This is a genomic window from Actinocrispum wychmicini, from assembly GCF_004345645.1.
In the GTDB taxonomy this organism is placed as follows: domain Bacteria; phylum Actinomycetota; class Actinomycetes; order Mycobacteriales; family Pseudonocardiaceae; genus Kibdelosporangium; species Kibdelosporangium wychmicini.
The window spans coordinates 93,089-110,437 of record NZ_SLWS01000021.1 but is presented as its reverse complement, the minus strand read 5'-3'; the positions used below and the strand labels follow the sequence as shown (position 1 = coordinate 110,437).

The window sequence follows — 17,349 nt, the reverse complement described above, 5'->3', positions numbered from 1 at the left end:
GGAGGCGCACCCAGATGTCCCGTACCAGACTGAAACCGACCGTTGACCGCTAGGCACAGGCTCGCCGTGGTCGGCACAGGCCGATTGGCGCGTGCGGTGTGTTACTCGCTGGCAGTGCTGTGCGGCACGCCCGTCAAGGTGATCGTCATCGGTCGTGACGCGGGCAAAGCTGCACAACTGTGCTATATCGCGAACACACGCGCGGCCGTGAGCGGGAGGCCGCTGATCACGTTTGAGCCGTGGGACGACGACATTCCCGAAGTCGACGGCGTGCTGGTGTGCGCGTCCAGCCAGTCGCCGTGGGAGCATTCGGTGGCGCCGTCGGCATGGACTGCTCTGGTTCGCCGGGCCGGTTTCGGGATCACACTGCCGTTCCAGGCCGAGCCCGCGGTCCGGATCGGACGGTTGCTCGCCGGCCGTGACGACGGTGCCTGGCTGATCAACGCGTGTTTCCCGGACGCGGTCAACCCGCTGCTGGCGGCACTGGGTGTGCCTGTGCTGTGCGGCATCGGCAACATCGCGTTGCTGGCCGCGAGTGCCCAGGCCGGGCTGGGACTGCCCGACCAGAGCCGGTTGCGACTGCTGGCCCACCACCGGCACCTGCGTGAACCAGGACCGGACGAGCAGGAAGTGTTGGCATGGCAGGACGACCAGCCGATCGAGGATGTCCGCTCGCTGCTCGCCGCGCAACGTGCCACCGGCCGGGCCGAGCTGAACGACGTGACCGGGCACGCCGCTGCCTTGCTGGTGACCGGCATGCTCGCCGGGAAAGTGGTGGACACGAACTTGCCGGGCCCGCTCGGCATGCCTGGCGGATATCCGGTTCGGTTGCACGGCACCGAACTGACATTGCGCCTGCCGGCCGGGGTCAGTGAATCCGAGGCGGTGGCTTACAACCAGCGCGCGGCGGCGGCCGACGGGGTCGTGGTCGCCGACGGCGGAGTCACTTTCGGCGTCGAACTCGCCGGCTTGGCGCCCGAGCTGGCGGACGGCTTCGGCGTCGACGAACTGCCTGCGGCGACAGCCGCACTGTACGCACTTCGAGAGCGTCTACGTGGGGAGAAACCAGGGTGAAGGCGGACTTCGCGACGCTGGACCGGCCGGACGTCACCGGGAACCTGCTGGCCGACTTCTACGACCTGCTGCCACGGGCGGCCGAACCGTCGATGCTCGACCCGGCGGTGGCCGACCCGGCCGCCTTCTCGCCCGGCTTCGCCCTGCCGGAACTGGATTCCGACGTGCTCGGGTTCCTGTCGGTGGCGACGGCTCGCTGGCGGCCGTTGGGCGAGTACGCCGGCCACCGGATGACCATGCTGGACCTGACCGGCAACCCGGGCACGGGGACCACCAAGACGTTCGCGTCGCTGCTGATCGTGGCCAGGGCCGTGGCGTACATCCGGCGGACCGGCGAGCCGGTCGTGATCTTCTCACCGACGTCGGCCAACAAAGGCGTGGCCCTGCGCGACGCGGTGTTGCGGGCGATCGACGCCGGGCTGGTCACGCCGAGTCAGCTGCGGGTCGTCGTACTCGCACCGATGTCGTGCGCACACAAGATGCGCGCCAGCAGACTGTCCACGGACGAGTACCTGCGCGCGCTCAACCCGCTGTTGCTCTACAGTGGACCAAAGGCGGAGGACGTCAAGGCGCTCGGTCGTGAGTTCGTCGACCGGCACGCGGCGGCACTGCGCCGGGACCGCGGCATCAACCTCTGGTTCACGTTGGAGTTGCGCAACTACATCGTCGCGGACACCGCACGGGCGTTCTTCGAACACCAGGTCGCGCCGGTCGGCGACACACCGAGGGTGCATGCGCACGCCGTGTCCAGCGCGTTCGGCCTCCTCGGCTACCACCGCGGCCGGGAAGTGCTGGAGGACATGGGCTCGGTGGACCGGGCCAGCCGGCCGGCGAGCCTGCTGGTGCAGCATCTCGGCGCCCCGGACATGGTGGTCAACCTGCGGCACGGGGACTTCGCGGAGACCAGGCGGCCGGAGTACCGGCTGGACCCGGAGACCGGCTTGTACCGGCAGTCCGCGGACATCCGGTTCCCGCAGGTGACGTACGACCCGGCCGAAGTGCTGGACCCCACGTTCTACACCCGCGCACCGGCGACGTCGCCCGCGATGAACGACCTGATCACGAGGCACGGCGGGGACGGCGTCGTGGTCTCGCTCGCCGAATGCGTGGCCCGGTATCCCGCGCTGCGCCTGATGGTGGACCACCTGCCTGCGGACTTCCGGGAGCTGCGGGAATGGTCCCTAGTGATGGCGTTGACCGGTGTGCTCAACGCGATCGACCGCGGTCTGGTCGAAGCGGGCCGGGAGGTCGTCGTGCACGGTTCGGGGTGTTACACCGCGACCGACTACGAGCTGCCTGAGTCGACGGTCCCGGTCCGAACCGTCGACGACATCGCCGGGGTGCTGGCGTGATGACGGACTACAACGGCGACGAGATCGCAATCGTCGGTCTGGCGGGCCGGTTCCCGGGCGCGCCGGACGTGCCGTCGTTGTGGCGCAACCTACTTGACTGTGTCGACGCGGTCGATGGCCACATCGAAGTCGCCGATTTCGACGCCGAGTTCTTCGGCGTACCGGACGACGAAGCGCTGGACATGGACCCGCAGCACAGGATCTTTCTGGAGGAGTCCTGGGCGGCCTTGCAGGACACAGGTTTCGACCCCGACCGGGACCAACGCGCGGTCGGAGTGTTCGCAGGTGCCTCGATCAACCGGTACTTCCTGCACCGGCTGGCGCGGCGGGACTGGGCGGAGTGGCCGGCGAGCCGCTGGGCACCGGACTACCTGCCGGCGCAAGTGGCGTACCGATTGGGCCTGACCGGACCCGCCATCGCGGTGCAGACCGCCTGTTCCAGTTCGCTCGTGGCGGTGTGCACGGCCGCGCAGAGCCTGCTCGACTTCCGCTGCGACCTAGCGCTCGCGGGCGGTGTCGGGGTCACCGAGCCCCGGTCGCGATTTGTCCAAGGTGGACTCGTGTCGCCGGATGGCCGATGCCGGGCGTTCGACGCCGCCGGCCAGGGCAGCGGATACGGCAGCGGCGCCGCCGTGCTCGTGCTCGAACGGCTCGCTGACGCGGTTGAGCGCGGCGATCAGGTGTACGCGGTGCTGCGAGGATGGGCGGTCAACAACGATGGAGCCGCACGCGCGGGATTCGCCGCTCCGGGGCTGGCCGGCCAGGCGGCTGTCGTTGTGGAGGCGTTGGCAGGCGCGTCGCTCACCGGGGCGGACATCGGTTACGTCGAAGCGCACGGCAGCGGCACGCTGGTGGGCGACGCCATCGAGGTGGCCGCGCTGACCGAGGCGTTCGGCGCGCTGACGGAATGCGCGTTGGGTTCGGTGAAGACCAACCTCGGCAACCTGGACGCGGCCGCCGGCGCGGCTGGGCTGATCAAGGCCGTGCTCGCCGTGCGGGACGGCATGATCCCGGCTAACCTGCACTACCAGACGCCGAACCCGGAGATCGATTTCGGCCCGTTCTTCGTCCCGGTCAAGACCACGCAGTGGCGTCAGCCGGTCCGTCGCGCCGCGGTCAGTTCCTTCGGGCTAGGCGGCACGAACGCGCACGTCATCGTGGAGCAACCGCCGCCGCAGTCGCCTCGACCGGAGGCAGCCGGTCCGCACGTGCTGGCGCTTTCGGCTCGGACGCCGGAAGCGCTCCGCGAGTTCGCGGGCCGGCTCCGGCTGTCGGCGCTGCGGCTGGACGACGTCGCGTACACCCTGGCCATGGGCCGCCGGGCATATCCGCACCGAGCCGCGGTCGTCTGTGCCGATGAGACGGAAGCGCTTGCCGCCCTTGACCGGATAGCCGCGGGTGAGCCGTCCGGTCCGTCGGGGGACAGCCAGGCGGACGCGTGGGCCGCGGGTGCCGACTGGGCTGGCCGGTCCGCCGGTCGCGTGGTTTCCCTGCCGCCGCACCCGTTGCGGCCACGTCGGTATTGGACAGAGGCATGAGCGACCACCTCGTGCCCCTCGGCCGCACCGGCTGGTCGGTGTGGCGGGACGCCGTCCTCCGAAGCGCCGGGTTTCCGTTCGACGGCCTGGTGCGGTTCGCCGCGCAGGAATGTGCCAAGGCGGCGGACGCGTTCCTGGACGGCGAACACGACCGGTTCGAGGAGCTGTTCGAGCGGGCGCTGGCGGATGGCGCGGCCACGTGCCGGGAGTTGGCCGGCGATCCGCGGTTCCGGGAAGCCGTTACCTGGCAGAACCCGAACGCGCTGACCGCGCTGAACGGCTTGCGGTCGCGGGAAACGCGCCGCAACAGCAAATGGCGGCTGCGAGAGCGCCTGGTGGCCGCGTACTGGCAGCGGTACTGCGCCAAGAACGAGACGATTGGCTTCTTCGGCCCGACCGCCTGGATCACCGTCGACCCGCGGGCGTCCGCGATCACGTTCCAGCACGGCCGCGATGTCGTCCGCGACCGCGCGGTGGACTTCGAGTACTGGGCGTTGGCCGCGTTCTCCGGTGAGATGGCCGCAGACCCGCAGGTCCGCGCCTGGCTGCCGGCGTCGCTGCCGCCGCATCTCACGTTCGACGCGGCGGGCCGGCGGGTGTTCCGGCCGGCGCTGGCACCCTTGTCCGTGTCTGCGGTCGAAGCCGCCGCGCTGGCCCGTTGCGACGGCCGTGGACCGGCGAACGCCGTGGTGGCTGAGTTGGTCGCGACCGGCATGGTCCGCACTGAGTCCGACGGGTTCCTGGTGCTGGAGCGGCTCGCCGAACGGGAACTGTTGAACTGGAACGGCGAGCTGCCGATCGGGCTGCACGCCGAGCGGGCGCTGCATGGGCTGATCGCCGGGATCGGTGACCCGGCCGTGCGGGACCGGGTGTCCGGCCGGTTCGCCCGGCTGGCGTCCGCCCGGGACGACGTCGCCGGATCCGCCGGTGACCCGGACCGGCTCGGCGAGGCGTTGGGCCGGCTCGCCGACGAGTTCACCGCGGTCACCGGGTCACTGCCGACCCGACGCGCGGGCCAGGCGTACGCCGGGCGCGGGCTGTGTTTCGAGGAGACCAGCCGGGACGTCGACATGGTCGTCGGCGGCCGGCTGCTGACCGACCTCGCCGAGCCGTTGGCGCTGGTGCTGCGGGCCGCGCGCTGGTTCACCGCCGAGCTGGCGCACACGTATTCCGTGGCGTTGCGCGAGGTTTACGACGACCTCAGCGGCGGTGAGGTCCGGCTGGCCGACATGTGGTACCTCGCCCAGGGCCTGCTGTTCGGCACCGGGGAGCGGCCGGTGGACGGGGTGACCCGGGAGTTCGGCGCCCGGTGGGCGAAGCTGTTCGGACTGGACGGTGGCATGCCGGGGCGCTTCACGTCGGCCGAACTCGCCGAGACGGCCGTGGCCGTGTTCCCGGCCGAGCGCCCCGGGTGGTCCGCGGGCCGGTTGCACAGCCCGGACCTGATGATCTGCGCGGACAGCGCCGACGCCGTCGAGCGCGGCGACTACCTTGCGGTACTCGGGGAAATGCACACCGCCTGGCCGGCCTTGGACGGCGCCTTCCTGACCCGTTGGCACCCCCGGCCGGACACGTTGATCCGTGCGCTGGCCGAGGACATCGGCGACCGCCGGATCCGGCCGCTCTACCCGGCTGACTGGCCGCGTTACTCCGGCCGGCTCTCGCACACCCTGGACGGTCCGAGCGACCGGCAGCTCGGGTTCGCGGCCGCACCTGGAGCCGACCCGGACCGGCTGCTGCCCACCACGTCGGTCGTGGTGCGTGAGCATGCTGGCGAGCTTGTCGCCGTCGCGCCGGACGGGCAGAGCTGGCCGCTGTTGGAGATGTTCTCCGCGTTGCTCGCCATGCACACCGTCGACGGGTTCAAGCTCGGCCACTCCGGCCCGCACACTCCGCGCGTCACCGTGGACAACCTGGTTGTCGCCAGGGAAACCTGGCGGTCCACCGTGGACGTACCGGGGCTCGTTGAGGTGCGCGACGAGCGGGCCGGGTACCTGGCGGTCCGTGGCTGGCGGCGGGAACTGGGCCTGCCGGACCACGTCTTCGTCAAGTTCCACGCCGAAACCAAACCGGTCTACTTCGACCTCACCAGCCCGGTCTACGCCAGCCTGCTGTGCGTCATGGCCCGTGCCGCCCTGGAAGCCGGTGACGGGGCGATGACCGTCACCGAAGTGCTCCCGGTCCGGCATTGGCTCACCGACGCCGCCGGCCACCGGTACACCAGCGAACTGCGGATGCACGTCGTCGACCCGGAGGTGTGCCGATGAATCACCTTGTCCCGTTGGGGAACACCGGCTGGTCGGTGTGGCGGGATGTGGCCGTGCGCAGCACCGGGTTCCCGATCGACGGCCTCGCGCGGTTCGCCGCACCAGACTGCGCCAAGGCAGCCGATGCGTTCCTGGAAGGCGTCGCGGACGACTTCGAGCGGCAGTTTGAGCTCGCGGTGGCTGCGGGCGCGGAGACCTGCCGGGAACTGGCCGGCGACCCGTTGTTCCATGAAGCCGTGGCGTGGCAGAACCTTGCCGCGCTCGGCCCGTTGGACGGACTACGGTCCCAGGACATCCGCCGCACCAGCAAATGGCGTCGGCGGGAACGGATGGTCGCGAGCTACTGGCAGCGCTACTGCGCCAAGAACGAGACCATCGGGTTCTTCGGCCCGGCCGCGTGGGCCACGGTCGACCCGGCGGCCACAGGGATCAAAGTCACCGTGGGTGACGGCCTGCTGCGGACGCGGGCGGTGGACTTCGAGTACTGGCCGCTGGTGACGCTCGCCCGGCAGATGGCCGCTGACCCGGCGATCCGCCCCTGGCTGCCGCCGTCGCGGCCGGCCCATCTCACGCTCGACGGTCGGCAGGTCTCGCGGCCCGGGGCCCGGCCGGTGCCGCTGTCCGCCATCGAGGTCGCGGCCATCCAGCTGTGTGACGGTCGGGTCGCGGCCAACGCCGTTGTCGCCAGCTTGACGCGGGACGGTCTGGTCCGTACCGAACAGGACGGGTATCTGCTGCTGGACCGGCTCGCCGAACGCGGACTGCTGAGCTGGCAGGGCGATCTGCCGCAAAGCCTGGACGCGGAGAACGCGCTGCGGGCGCTCCTCGGCGGGATCGGTGACCCTGTGGCGCAGGCGAGGGCGGCGTCCTGGCTGGATCGGATGTCCGCCGCGAAGGACGAGGTCACCGCGTCGGTCGGCGATCCGGACCGGCTCGCGGCGGCGCTCCGTGGGCTTGCCGAGGAGTTCACGGCGGTCACCGGCGTCCCGGCCCATCGACGGGCGGGTGAGACGTACGCGGGCCGCAGTGTGTGCTTCGAGGACACCGCCCGGGACATCGACGTGGTCGTCGGCGGGCAGGTGCTCACGGACATCGCCGAGCCGATGGCGATCATGCTCGGCGCGGCCCGCTGGCTGACGGCGGAGCTGGGCAAGGCGTACACGGTGGCGTTGCGTGAGATCTACGACGATCTCGCCCCCGACGGCGGCGACGTGCCACTGTCCGACTTGCTGTTCTTCGGCATGGGGGTGCTGCTCGGCACCGATACGAGCCTGGTGGACGCGGTGGTCGGCGAGTTCAGCACGCGCTGGATGAACCTGTTCGGCCTCGGCGCGGGATCGGCGGACAAGTCGCTGTGCCTGACACCCTCGGGGCTCGTCGACGCCGCGGCCGCCGCGTTCCCGGCCGACCGTCCCGGTTGGACGGCGGCCCGGCTGCACAGCCCGGACCTCCTGCTCTGCGCCGAGGACACGGACGCCGTCGAGCGCGGCGACTACCTGGTCGTGCTCGGTGAACTGCACGTCGGAATCGGGACGTTCGCCAGCACGTTCCTCAACCGCTGGCACCCTTCGCCGGCCTCGCTCGTCCAGGCGATGGCCGAGGATACCGGTGAGCACCGGGTGCACGTGCTCTACCCATCGGACTGGCCTGGGTACTCCGCGCGTCTGGCCCAGAACCTGGACGGCCCCACCGACTACCAACTCGGCTTCGCCGAGGCGCCGGTGGCTGACCACGAACGACTGCTGCCGGCCACGTCGGTGTTGGTGGACAAGGACTTGGTCGCCCGCGCACCCGACGGGCGGCGGTGGCCGCTGCTGGACGTGGTCGGCGACATGATCTCGCTGCAGGCGATGAACGGGTTCAAGCTGGTCTCAGCCGTGCCGCACACACCTCGGATCACGATCGGAAAGCTCGTCGTGGCACGGGAAACGTGGCGTACCACGGTCGGCCGGACGAGTCTGGCCGGGGCCGCCGGGGAACAGGCCGAGTACGTCGCGGTGCGTCGCTGGCGGGCCGCGCTGGACCTGCCCGACCGGGTCTTCGTCAAGTTCCAGGGCGAGGCCAAACCGGTGTACCTCGACCTGACCAGTCCGATCTACGCCGGGGTGCTGTGCGCCATGGCACGGGCCAGTGGACCTGAGGAGACGATGACGATCACCGAACTACTGCCCGACACCGGCCAGCACTGGCTGCGGGACGCGGCCGGCCAGCGGTACTCCAGTGAGCTGCGGTTCCAGATCGTCGACCCGGTGGGGGCGTGATGACCCACAGGCATCAGTATCCACAAGCGACAGTCCACGAACTCGTCGTCGCGCAGGCTTGGCGCACGCCGGACGCGATCGCGGTACGGCAGTGGGACGAGACCCTCACGTATCGCGAACTCGTTGGCAGAGCGGGGAAACTGGCCGGTAGGCTCGATGCCCGGCGCGGTGAGCCGATCGGTGTCCACGTCGAGCGGCGGCCGTCGCTGATCGTCGCCATGCTCGGCGTTCTGATGGCCGGGGCCGCGTACGTCCCGCTGGACATGAACCTCCCACGTCGGCGGCTGACCGAGCTGGCCGACGACGCCGGGGTGACCAAGATCGTGACGGACGTGCCCACCGAGGAAGCGGAGTTCGAGCCGGTCGCGGTCACGCCGGACGACCTGGCGCACGTGATCTACACGTCCGGCTCGACCGGACGGCCGAAAGGCGCGCTGATCACGCATCGCAACGTGGTCGAGTTCGCCACCGTCTTCGCGGCCCGGACCGGGGTGGACGCGAACACCCGGACGTTCGGGTTCTCGTCGCCCGCGTTCGACGGCTTCACCATGGACGTGTTCATTCCGTTGCTGTCCGGCGGTTCCGTGCAGCTGGTGGCGGAGCGGGACCGGTCGGACACCGCACGGCTGGAGCGTTTCCTGCGGGAACACGACGTCACGTGGGCGCTCATCCCGCCCGTCCTGCTGCGGCTGCTCGATCCGACTCGGCTGCCGGCCGTCCAGACCGTGGTCGCGGGCGGTGACCTGGTCGAGCCGCATGAAGTGGCCCGCTGGAGCGACGGACGGCGGTTCTGGCACGTCTACGGCCAGACCGAGACCACGGTGATCATGACCGGCGCCGAGCTGAGCGGCGAGTGGAGCGACGTCCTGCCGGTCGGCGGGCCGCTGCCCAACCACCACTGTCACGTCGTGGACGAGAACCTCCTGCCCGTGCCGCCGGGGACGCCCGGCGAGCTGCTCGTCGGCGGTACCGGTGTCGCGCGGGGATATCTCGGCCGGCCAGGGTTGACCGCGGCGAAGTTCGTGCCAGACCCGTTCTCCGGTGAGGCAGGCGCCCGGCTCTACCGCACCGGCGACATCATGCGTGAGCTGCCGGACGGGCGGCTCGTGTTCGTCGGCCGGCGGGACGGGCAGGTGAAGATCCGCGGCCAGCGCGTCGAACTCGGCGAGATCGAAGCCGTGCTGCGTGACCACTCCAGGATCAGTCAGGTCGCCGTTGAGGTGATCGACGGCCCCGCCGGCAAGGAGTTGGTCGCGTTCGTCGACGGGCCTGACCTGCCGGCCGAGGACGAGATCCGTGCCTACTGCGCGGACCGGCTCGGTCAGGCGATGGTGCCGCGCCGGGTGCTGCGGTTCGACGTGCTGCCGACCAGCCCCACGTCCGGGAAAGTGGACCGGGGCAAGCTGCGCCTGCTGGCCGAGGACCAGCCCGTCGGTGATGCGTCGGACACCGATCTTTCGCTGATCTGGCAACGAGTTCTCGGCGCGGCGCCGCGGGACGGTGAGGACTTCTTCAGCGCGGGCGGGCATTCGGTCGCCGTGATGCGCATGGTCGCCGCGATCCGCACTGAGCTGGGCAAGGACGTCGGGGCCGAGGACATCTTCGACGGCCTGACGTTGGCGGGGATCGCCGAGCGGGTGGCGAAGGCCGGACCGGTCGTGGCCGATGTGCCGACCGGCAGTCCGCCGGCGTTGTCCCCGTCCCAGCGGCGGCTGTGGTTCCTCGACCAGCTCGCACCGGGCAGCTCCGCGTACAACGTGGCGTTCGCCGAACGCGTGCGCGGTCCGCTAGACGTCGACGTGTTGCGTGCCGCGCTGCGGACGTTGGCGGAACGCCACGAGGTTCTGCGGTGGCGGATCGTGGCATCCGGGGGAGTGCCGGAGGCGGTCTGCGACCCGATCGCCGACGTCCCTATGCCGGTGATCCCCGCAGGCGACCCGGACGTACAGCTGGCGGCCGACGCGGCGACCCCGTTCGACCTGGCCACCGGGCCGGTGTGGCGGGTGCGGGTATACCGGCTCGGCCCCGACGACCACGTCCTGAGCATCGTGCTGCATCACGCCGTGGCCGACGGCTGGTCGAAGGCGGTGCTCTACCGCGAGCTGGAAGCGGCGTACGCGGGCGCGGCCATGCCGCCGTTGCAGGCCGGATACGCGGACTACGCGGTCTGGCGGGCCGAACGCGACCAGCGGAGCGGCGACGCCGACCTGGCGTGGTGGACCGACCACCTGGCCGGCGCTCCGACCGTCATCGACCTGCCTCGGGACCACCCGCAGCCGCCCGTGCAGACGTACGCCGGGGCGGAGGCGTCGATCCGCTTCTCCTCCACACTGGACTCCGCAGTACGTCGCGTCGCCGCCGCCGCGAACGCCACGCCGTCGCTTGTCGTGCTGGCCGCGTTCGGCGAGGTGCTGCGGAGGGTGACCGGCCGGCCCGACAACGTCGTCGGGCTGGTCGTCGCCGACCGTACCGAGCCGGCGTTCGCCGACCTGGTTGGCTTCTTCGTCGACATCGTGCCGGTCCGCCTGCGGGTGGACACCGGCAAAGGGTTCGCCGAGGCGCTGCGCGCGTGTCGCGAGGAATTCCTTGCGGTCACTGCCCATCCGGCGGCCCCGCTGGAGCGGATCGTGACCGGCCTGAGTCTGCCCCGCGATCCGGCGCGGGCGCCGCTGGTGCAGGTGCTGTTCAACGTCCTCAACTTCACCGACCCGCCGCTGGCGTTGCCCGGTACGACTACCGAGCACGTGCCGGTGGCGATGCCGGGTTCACCATTCGACCTGACCGTGTACCTGGTCGAACGGGACGGCCTCGGCACCATCGAGGTGGTCTACAACCCGGACCTCTTCCAGGCCACCAGAATCGAGACGTTGCTCGCGGACACACTGCGGCTGCTCACCGAGTTGGTGACAGTGGACGCACCGATGGCGGACATCCTGCCGGACTGTATACAGAAGACAGTACAATCTACTGTGGAAGACATTGCTCCAAGACCAGCAACGTCCACAGCAGAGCCAAGCACGCCGACGGAGATCGCGGTCGCCCGCGTCTGGTGTGAGGTGCTTCAGATCGAGCGGGTCGGCACCGGCGACAACTTCTTCGAAGTTGGTGGGCACTCACTCACCCTGGTCACCATTCAGGCCAGGCTGGCCGAGCTGTTCGACCGGCCGATCAAGGTCGTCGACCTGTTCCGCTATCCCACGATCCGGGCGCTGGCCTGGTATCTGGACGGCGGCGCCACCGACAACCCCCAGCTGGCCAGGGCCGCGAACCGCGCGGCAGCCCGCTTGCAGCGCGCCCGGCGCCAACCGTCCTGGCGCACCACCCGACAGGAGGCCGAGACATGAGCCGTGACCCGAGCGCGGACAGGACCACAGGTGTCGAACCGATCGCGATCATCGGCATGGCCGCCCGGATACCAGGTGCGAACGACATCGGCCGGTTCTGGCGCAACCTGGTCGACGGGGTCGAGTCGATCACCTTCTACACCAAGGAGGAACAGCTCGCCCTCGGCGTCACCGCCGAGCAGTACGCGCACCCCTCGTTCGTGTCGGCCGCGTCGGTGATCGACAAGCCGGACCACTTCGACGCCGAGTTCTTCGGGATGAGCTCCCGGGAGGCCGAGGTGGCCGACCCGCAGCACCGGCTGTTCCTGGAGACCTCGCACACCGCGCTGGAGGACGCCGGCTACGACTCAGCGCGCTTCCAGGGCGAGATCGGTGTATACGCGGGCACAGGCGTACAGAACTACCAGTGGACGAACCTCACGCGTAACCCGAAAGTATGGCGGGCGATCAGCGCGAGCCTCACGATGTCCAGCACGAACTACTCCGACTACGTCGCCACCCTGACGTCGTACAAGCTCAACCTGCGCGGTCCCAGCGTGACCGTGCACACCGCCTGCTCGACGTCCGCGGTCGCGGTCCACCTGGCGGTGGAGTCCTTGCGGCACGGCGAATGCGACATGGCGCTCGGCGGTGGCGTGAACGTCGAGTTGCCGCTCGGCGCCGGCTACTACGGGCTGGAAGGCTTCACCTCGCCGGACGGCCACTGCCGCCCGTTCGACGCGCGCGCCAACGGCACGGTCTGGGGCAGCGGGGTCGGCGTGGTGGTGCTCAAGCGCCTGTCCGACGCGGTCGCCGACGGTGACCACATCCGGGCCGTGATCCTCGGCAACGCGATCAACAACGACGGCGCGGACAAGGTCGGCTTCTCCGCACCCAGTGTGCCCGGCCAGATCGAGTGCATCGCGCAGGCGTTGGGCGTGGCGGATGTCGACCCACGGACGGTGTCCTATGTGGAGGCACATGGCACCGGCACGGCGTTGGGCGACCCGATCGAGGTCGAAGCGTTGTCTACAGCGTACACACAACGGACCGACGACCGGCAGTGGTGCGGGATCGGCTCGGTGAAGTCCAACATCGGCCACCTCAGCCAGGCGTCCGGGGTGATCGGCCTGATCAAGACCACGCTGTCGCTGGAACACCGGCTGATTACGGCGACCATCAACTTCGACGACGTCAACCCGCGGATCGACCTCGCCGACAGCCCGTTCTACATCGCCAACACACTGTCCAAATGGGAGGCGAACGGCACCCCGCGCCGCGCCGGGGTCAGCTCGTTCGGCATCGGCGGCACCAACGCGCACATGATCCTCCAGGAGGCGCCCGCCCCGGACATCCGGCCCACGTCCGCGCGGCCGGCCCATCAACTGCAGGTCTCGGCGGCCACCCGGGAGGCGTTGTCGGAGGTGGCCGAGCGGATCGCCGGCCACTTCGACCGGCATCCGGACATCGACCTGGCCGACGTGGCGTACACGCTGACAAACGGCCGCGCCGCGCATCCTCATCGCGCGTTCGTCGTCGCTGCCGACGCCGAAGCCGCTGCGGAAGCGTTGCGGGACCGCAAACTGCGTACCGGTCATGTTGACGGCGCCGTGCCACGGGTGGCGTTCCTGTTCACCGGCCAAGGTGGACAGTACGCCGGGATGGGCCGGGAACTGTACGAGTCCGAGCCAGTGTTCGCGGCGGCCGTCGACGAGTGCGCGGAGATCCTGGAACTGGGGCTGGACATTCGCGACCTGATGTTCCAAGCCAACACCGATATCGGGCAGACCCGGTACACCCAGCCCGCGTTGTTCGTGCTGGAGTACGCGCTCGCGACACTGTGGCGGGAGCACGGCGTCGAGCCGGAGGCGATGATCGGCCATTCCATCGGTGAGTACGTCGCCGCCACCGTCGCCGGGGTGTTCGCGCTGCCGGACGCCCTGCGCCTGGTCACCGATCGAGGCAGGCTGATGCAGTCGATGCCGCCCGGGGCGATGCTCGCGGTGCAACGCGACGCGTCCGATGTGGAGGGTCGACTGGCCGGTACCGGCTGCACTGTGGCGACGGTCAACGCTCCGGGCACGTGTGTCGTCGCCGGACCAACTGAGGCCGTCGACGCCGTCGCGGAGGACTTCGCGGCGCATGGGATCTCCTGCCGCAAACTACACACCTCGCACGCATTCCACACTTCGATGATGGATCCGGTGGTGGACGAGTTCACCGCCGCGGTGGCGGCCGTGCCGCGCAACGCGCCCAAGATGCGTTTCCTGTCCAATGTGACCGGTGACTGGATCACCGACGAGCAGGCGACTGACCCGGGCTACTGGGGGACGCATCTGCGCCAGCCGGTGCGGTTCGGCGACTGCGTGACGACTTTGCTTGCCACAGAAGGAGAATGGGCCGCTGTCGAGTGCGGTCCGGGCCGCCAGCTGGCCGGGCTCGTCCGCAAGCAGCTGACGCGGGAGGCGTTCGGTCCGGTGCCGAGCCTGCCCGGACCGAACGACCGGACGGGCGACGTGGCCACTGTGTCCGCCGCCGCTGGACAGCTGTTCCTCGCCGGGGTGCCGGTGACGGCGTTCGGCCCGGCCGGCCGCCGGGTGCCGCTGCCCACGTACCCGTACCAGCGCAAGCGGTACTGGGTGGACCCCGATCCGCAGGCCGAAACGGCGACGCCGGCCCCGCACACCGGCCCGCTGCCGTTCGAGGACTGGTTCGCCGTGCCGACCTGGCGACAGCTGCCGCCGGCTCCAGCCACGTTCGGGTTCGACGGCGGCTGCCTGATGTTCGTGGCGGGCGAACGCGGCGCCGCACTCGCCGCTGCCCTGCGGGCCGACGGTGTCGACGTCACCGAGGTGCGGCCGGACCGGCTCAGGACCAGGGACGACTACGTGACGCTGGTCAGCGGCGGCATCCCGGCCAGGGTCGTGCACGCCTGGGCGTTGGACGCCGAACCCGCCGGGCACGGGATCGACGCTGTGCGGCAGGCCCAGGACACCGGCTTCTTCAGCCTGCTGCTCCTGGTGCAGGCGTTGGCCGAGCGCGACCGGCTCACCGAGGTGCACGTGGACATCCTGTCGGCGGGGACCGCGGACGTGGTCGGCGGCGACCTCACCCAGCCTGAGCAGGCCACGCTCGACGGCATCGCCCGGGTGGTTCCGCTGGAGGCCAGCGAGGTGACCATGCGCCGGCTGGACGTGGACGGCTCGACCACGGCCGCCCGGCTCGTCGCGGAACTGAAGTCCGGCCTGGAGCCCGACAGCGGGCTGCGGACAGTCGCCCTGCGGTCGGGTCGGCGGTGGGCACTGGACTTCCAGCAGGTGCCGCCGCCGGCCGACGTGGTGGAACCACGGACAAACGGCCGGTACCTGATCACGGGCGGGCTCGGCGGCATCGGTGTGACGCTCGCCGAAGACCTGGCAACGCGCTACCAGGCACGACTGGTCCTGGTGTCCCGGTCCGGGCTGCCCCCACGGTCCACTTGGGACGCACATGTGGCCGTCCACGGCGCGGAATCCACCACGGGTCGCGCCATCGAGGCCATCCGCAGGATGGAACGCGCCGGGTCGAGCGTGCTCGTCACCGTCGCGGACGTGACCGACCCGGCCGTCCTGCGCACGGTCCGTGAGCAGGTGGTGGCCGAGCTGGGCGGCCTGGACGGGATCGTGCACGCCGCCGGTGTGCCCGGTGGTGGGGTCGCCCAGTTCAAGGCGCGTGACGTGGTGGAGAGCGTGTTCGCCGCCAAGATCAGCGGCACGCTGGCGTTGCGGGCGACGTTCGCCGATCTGCCGCTGGACTTCGTCGTGCTCTGCTCGTCGGTCAGCGCCCTCGGCGGTGGGTTCGGTCAGGTCGACTACTGCGCGGCCAACAGTTTCCTGGACGCGTACGCCCGCGGTGACCACGGCTGGCCGTGCCCGGTGACCTCGGTGAACTGGGGAATGTGGCTCGAAGTCGGGATGGCGCAGGACGGGCTGGCCGGCGCGGCGGCGCGGGAGGCCGCGCGGGTGGCGACGCCGGCCCACCACCCGATGATCCAGTCCCACACCGACACCGAGGCGTGGGGCGTGATCGCCGCGGGCACGCACTGGGTCCTGGACCACCACCGGATCGCTGGCGTTCCGACGCTGCCGGGCACTGGGTACCTGGAGCTTGCGCACGCGGCCGTGACGGAGTGTCTGCCCGCGCCGGACGAGGACGCGGTGGTCGAACTGACCGACGTGGCGTTCGTCGAACCGCTGTCCGTGCCGGACTCCGCTGCCGCCGAGGTGCGGGTGCGGTTCGACGCGTCCGGCTCGTTCGTCGGGACGAGCCTGCGCGACGGCGTGCGCCGGGAACACGTCCGCGGCACCGGTCGCTGGGTCCGGCCTGAGCCGGCCCAACGGCTGGATCTCGCCGCTGTCAAAGCGCGCAGCCGGCGGACCGAGATCGCGTTCGGCGACGAGTCGAGCCAGGTGGTCTCCGTCGGCGGGCACTGGGACGGGCTACGTGAGATCTACGAAGGCGATAACGAGGAACTGGCGTTGATCGAGGCGCCGCAGGAGGCCATCGACGACCTGGTGCGCTGGACGCTGCAGCCGGCACTGCTCGACCAGGCGACCTCGTTCGGCACCCGGGACGGCATCTCCACGTTGCCGCTCGGGTATGGCCGGCTGGTGATCCGCGGGCCGCTGCCGGCGAGGTTCTACAGCTACCGCCGCTTCACCGCCGAGGGACCGCAGGTGCTCACCGCCGACCTCCTGCTGGTCGACGAGGACGGTGTGGAACTGGTCGGCATCACCGACTTCACCAGGCGACGGGTGGACGTCGCCGCGGTGGCCGCGGCCGTGTCCGGCGAGGGGAAGCGTGCCGACCCCCTCGACGTGCCGGACGACCGGCGAGGCATCCGTCCGATGGACGGCGCCAGGGCGTTCCGCCGGATCCTGGCGGGCGACCTCGGCCCGCAGGTCGTCGTGAACGCCGAGTCGGTCACGGAGATGCTGGTCAACATCCGGCGGCCGCCTGTCGAACTGGCCGGTGAGTCCCTTGTGGACACTGACACGACGACCGGCGCGGTCGAGACCATGACGGACCTCGAAGCGAAGCTCGTCGCGATGTGGATGGAGTCGCTCGGCATCGACCGGGTCGGCGTCGACGACGACTTCTTCGAACTCGGCGGCAACTCGTTGGTGGCGGTCCAGCTGATCGCCGCGGCCAGCAAGCTCGCCGGGGTGCGGCTGCCCATGCGGATCCTGTTCGAGACCCCGACCATCAGCGGGTTCGCGGCCCGGATCGAGGAACTCAGGGCGGCGGCCCAACCGGAACCACCGCGGCCGACGATTCCGCGGCTGGCCAGGCGAGAAGGGAGTCAGTGATGTTCAAGGTCGTGGTCAACGACGAGGAGCAGTACTCGATCTGGCCGGCGGACCGGCCGGAACCAGCCGGCTGGCACACCGAAGGGTTCACCGGCGACCGCGAGGAATGCATGGCCCACATCGACGAGGTGTGGACCGACATGCGTCCCCGCAGTCTGCGTGTGGCCATGGCGGAACAGGAGTAAC

Annotated in this window: 8 protein-coding genes; all 8 read left to right on the top strand. The window is 70.4% G+C overall.

Annotation, left to right across the window (positions count from 1 at the left end; genetic code table 11):
• The first annotated feature begins 207 nt into the window (after positions 1 to 207).
• The 8 genes from EV192_RS51785 to EV192_RS51750 are packed head-to-tail and all read left to right on the top strand — an operon-like array spanning position 208 to position 17,348.
• The gene (locus EV192_RS51785) at positions 208 to 1,074 is read left to right on the top strand and encodes a hypothetical protein (RefSeq protein ID WP_165961046.1); all 867 of its coding nucleotides are present in this window, start codon (positions 208 to 210) and stop codon (positions 1,072 to 1,074) included.
• Positions 1,071 to 2,426 (top strand): DUF6002 family protein, encoded by a 1,356-nt coding sequence (locus EV192_RS51780; RefSeq protein ID WP_132126205.1) that lies wholly within the window; start codon positions 1,071 to 1,073, stop codon positions 2,424 to 2,426. Before EV192_RS51785 ends, EV192_RS51780 begins: the two co-directional genes overlap by 4 nt.
• Positions 2,426 to 3,964, top strand: coding sequence for a beta-ketoacyl synthase N-terminal-like domain-containing protein (locus tag EV192_RS51775; RefSeq protein ID WP_132126204.1), 1,539 nt, complete (start codon positions 2,426 to 2,428; stop codon positions 3,962 to 3,964). The genes EV192_RS51780 and EV192_RS51775 overlap by 1 nt, the downstream gene beginning before the upstream one ends.
• The gene (locus EV192_RS51770) at positions 3,961 to 6,231 is read left to right on the top strand and encodes a lantibiotic dehydratase (protein WP_132126203.1); all 2,271 of its coding nucleotides are present in this window, start codon (positions 3,961 to 3,963) and stop codon (positions 6,229 to 6,231) included. The genes EV192_RS51775 and EV192_RS51770 overlap by 4 nt, the downstream gene beginning before the upstream one ends.
• Positions 6,228 to 8,492: a lantibiotic dehydratase gene (locus EV192_RS51765; protein ID WP_132126202.1), complete on the top strand. Its 2,265-nt coding sequence runs from the start codon at positions 6,228 to 6,230 to the stop codon at positions 8,490 to 8,492. The genes EV192_RS51770 and EV192_RS51765 overlap by 4 nt, the downstream gene beginning before the upstream one ends.
• On the top strand, positions 8,492 to 11,836 hold the full coding sequence (locus tag EV192_RS51760; RefSeq protein ID WP_132126201.1) for a non-ribosomal peptide synthetase: 3,345 nt from the start codon (positions 8,492 to 8,494) through the stop codon (positions 11,834 to 11,836). The genes EV192_RS51765 and EV192_RS51760 overlap by 1 nt, the downstream gene beginning before the upstream one ends.
• Positions 11,833 to 17,163, top strand: coding sequence for a type I polyketide synthase (locus EV192_RS51755; protein ID WP_132126200.1), 5,331 nt, complete (start codon positions 11,833 to 11,835; stop codon positions 17,161 to 17,163). Before EV192_RS51760 ends, EV192_RS51755 begins: the two co-directional genes overlap by 4 nt.
• Entirely contained in the window at positions 17,163 to 17,348 is a 186-nt protein-coding gene (locus EV192_RS51750; protein ID WP_132126199.1) for an MbtH family protein, read from the top strand. Before EV192_RS51755 ends, EV192_RS51750 begins: the two co-directional genes overlap by 1 nt.
• Position 17,349 lies beyond the last annotated feature (1 nt).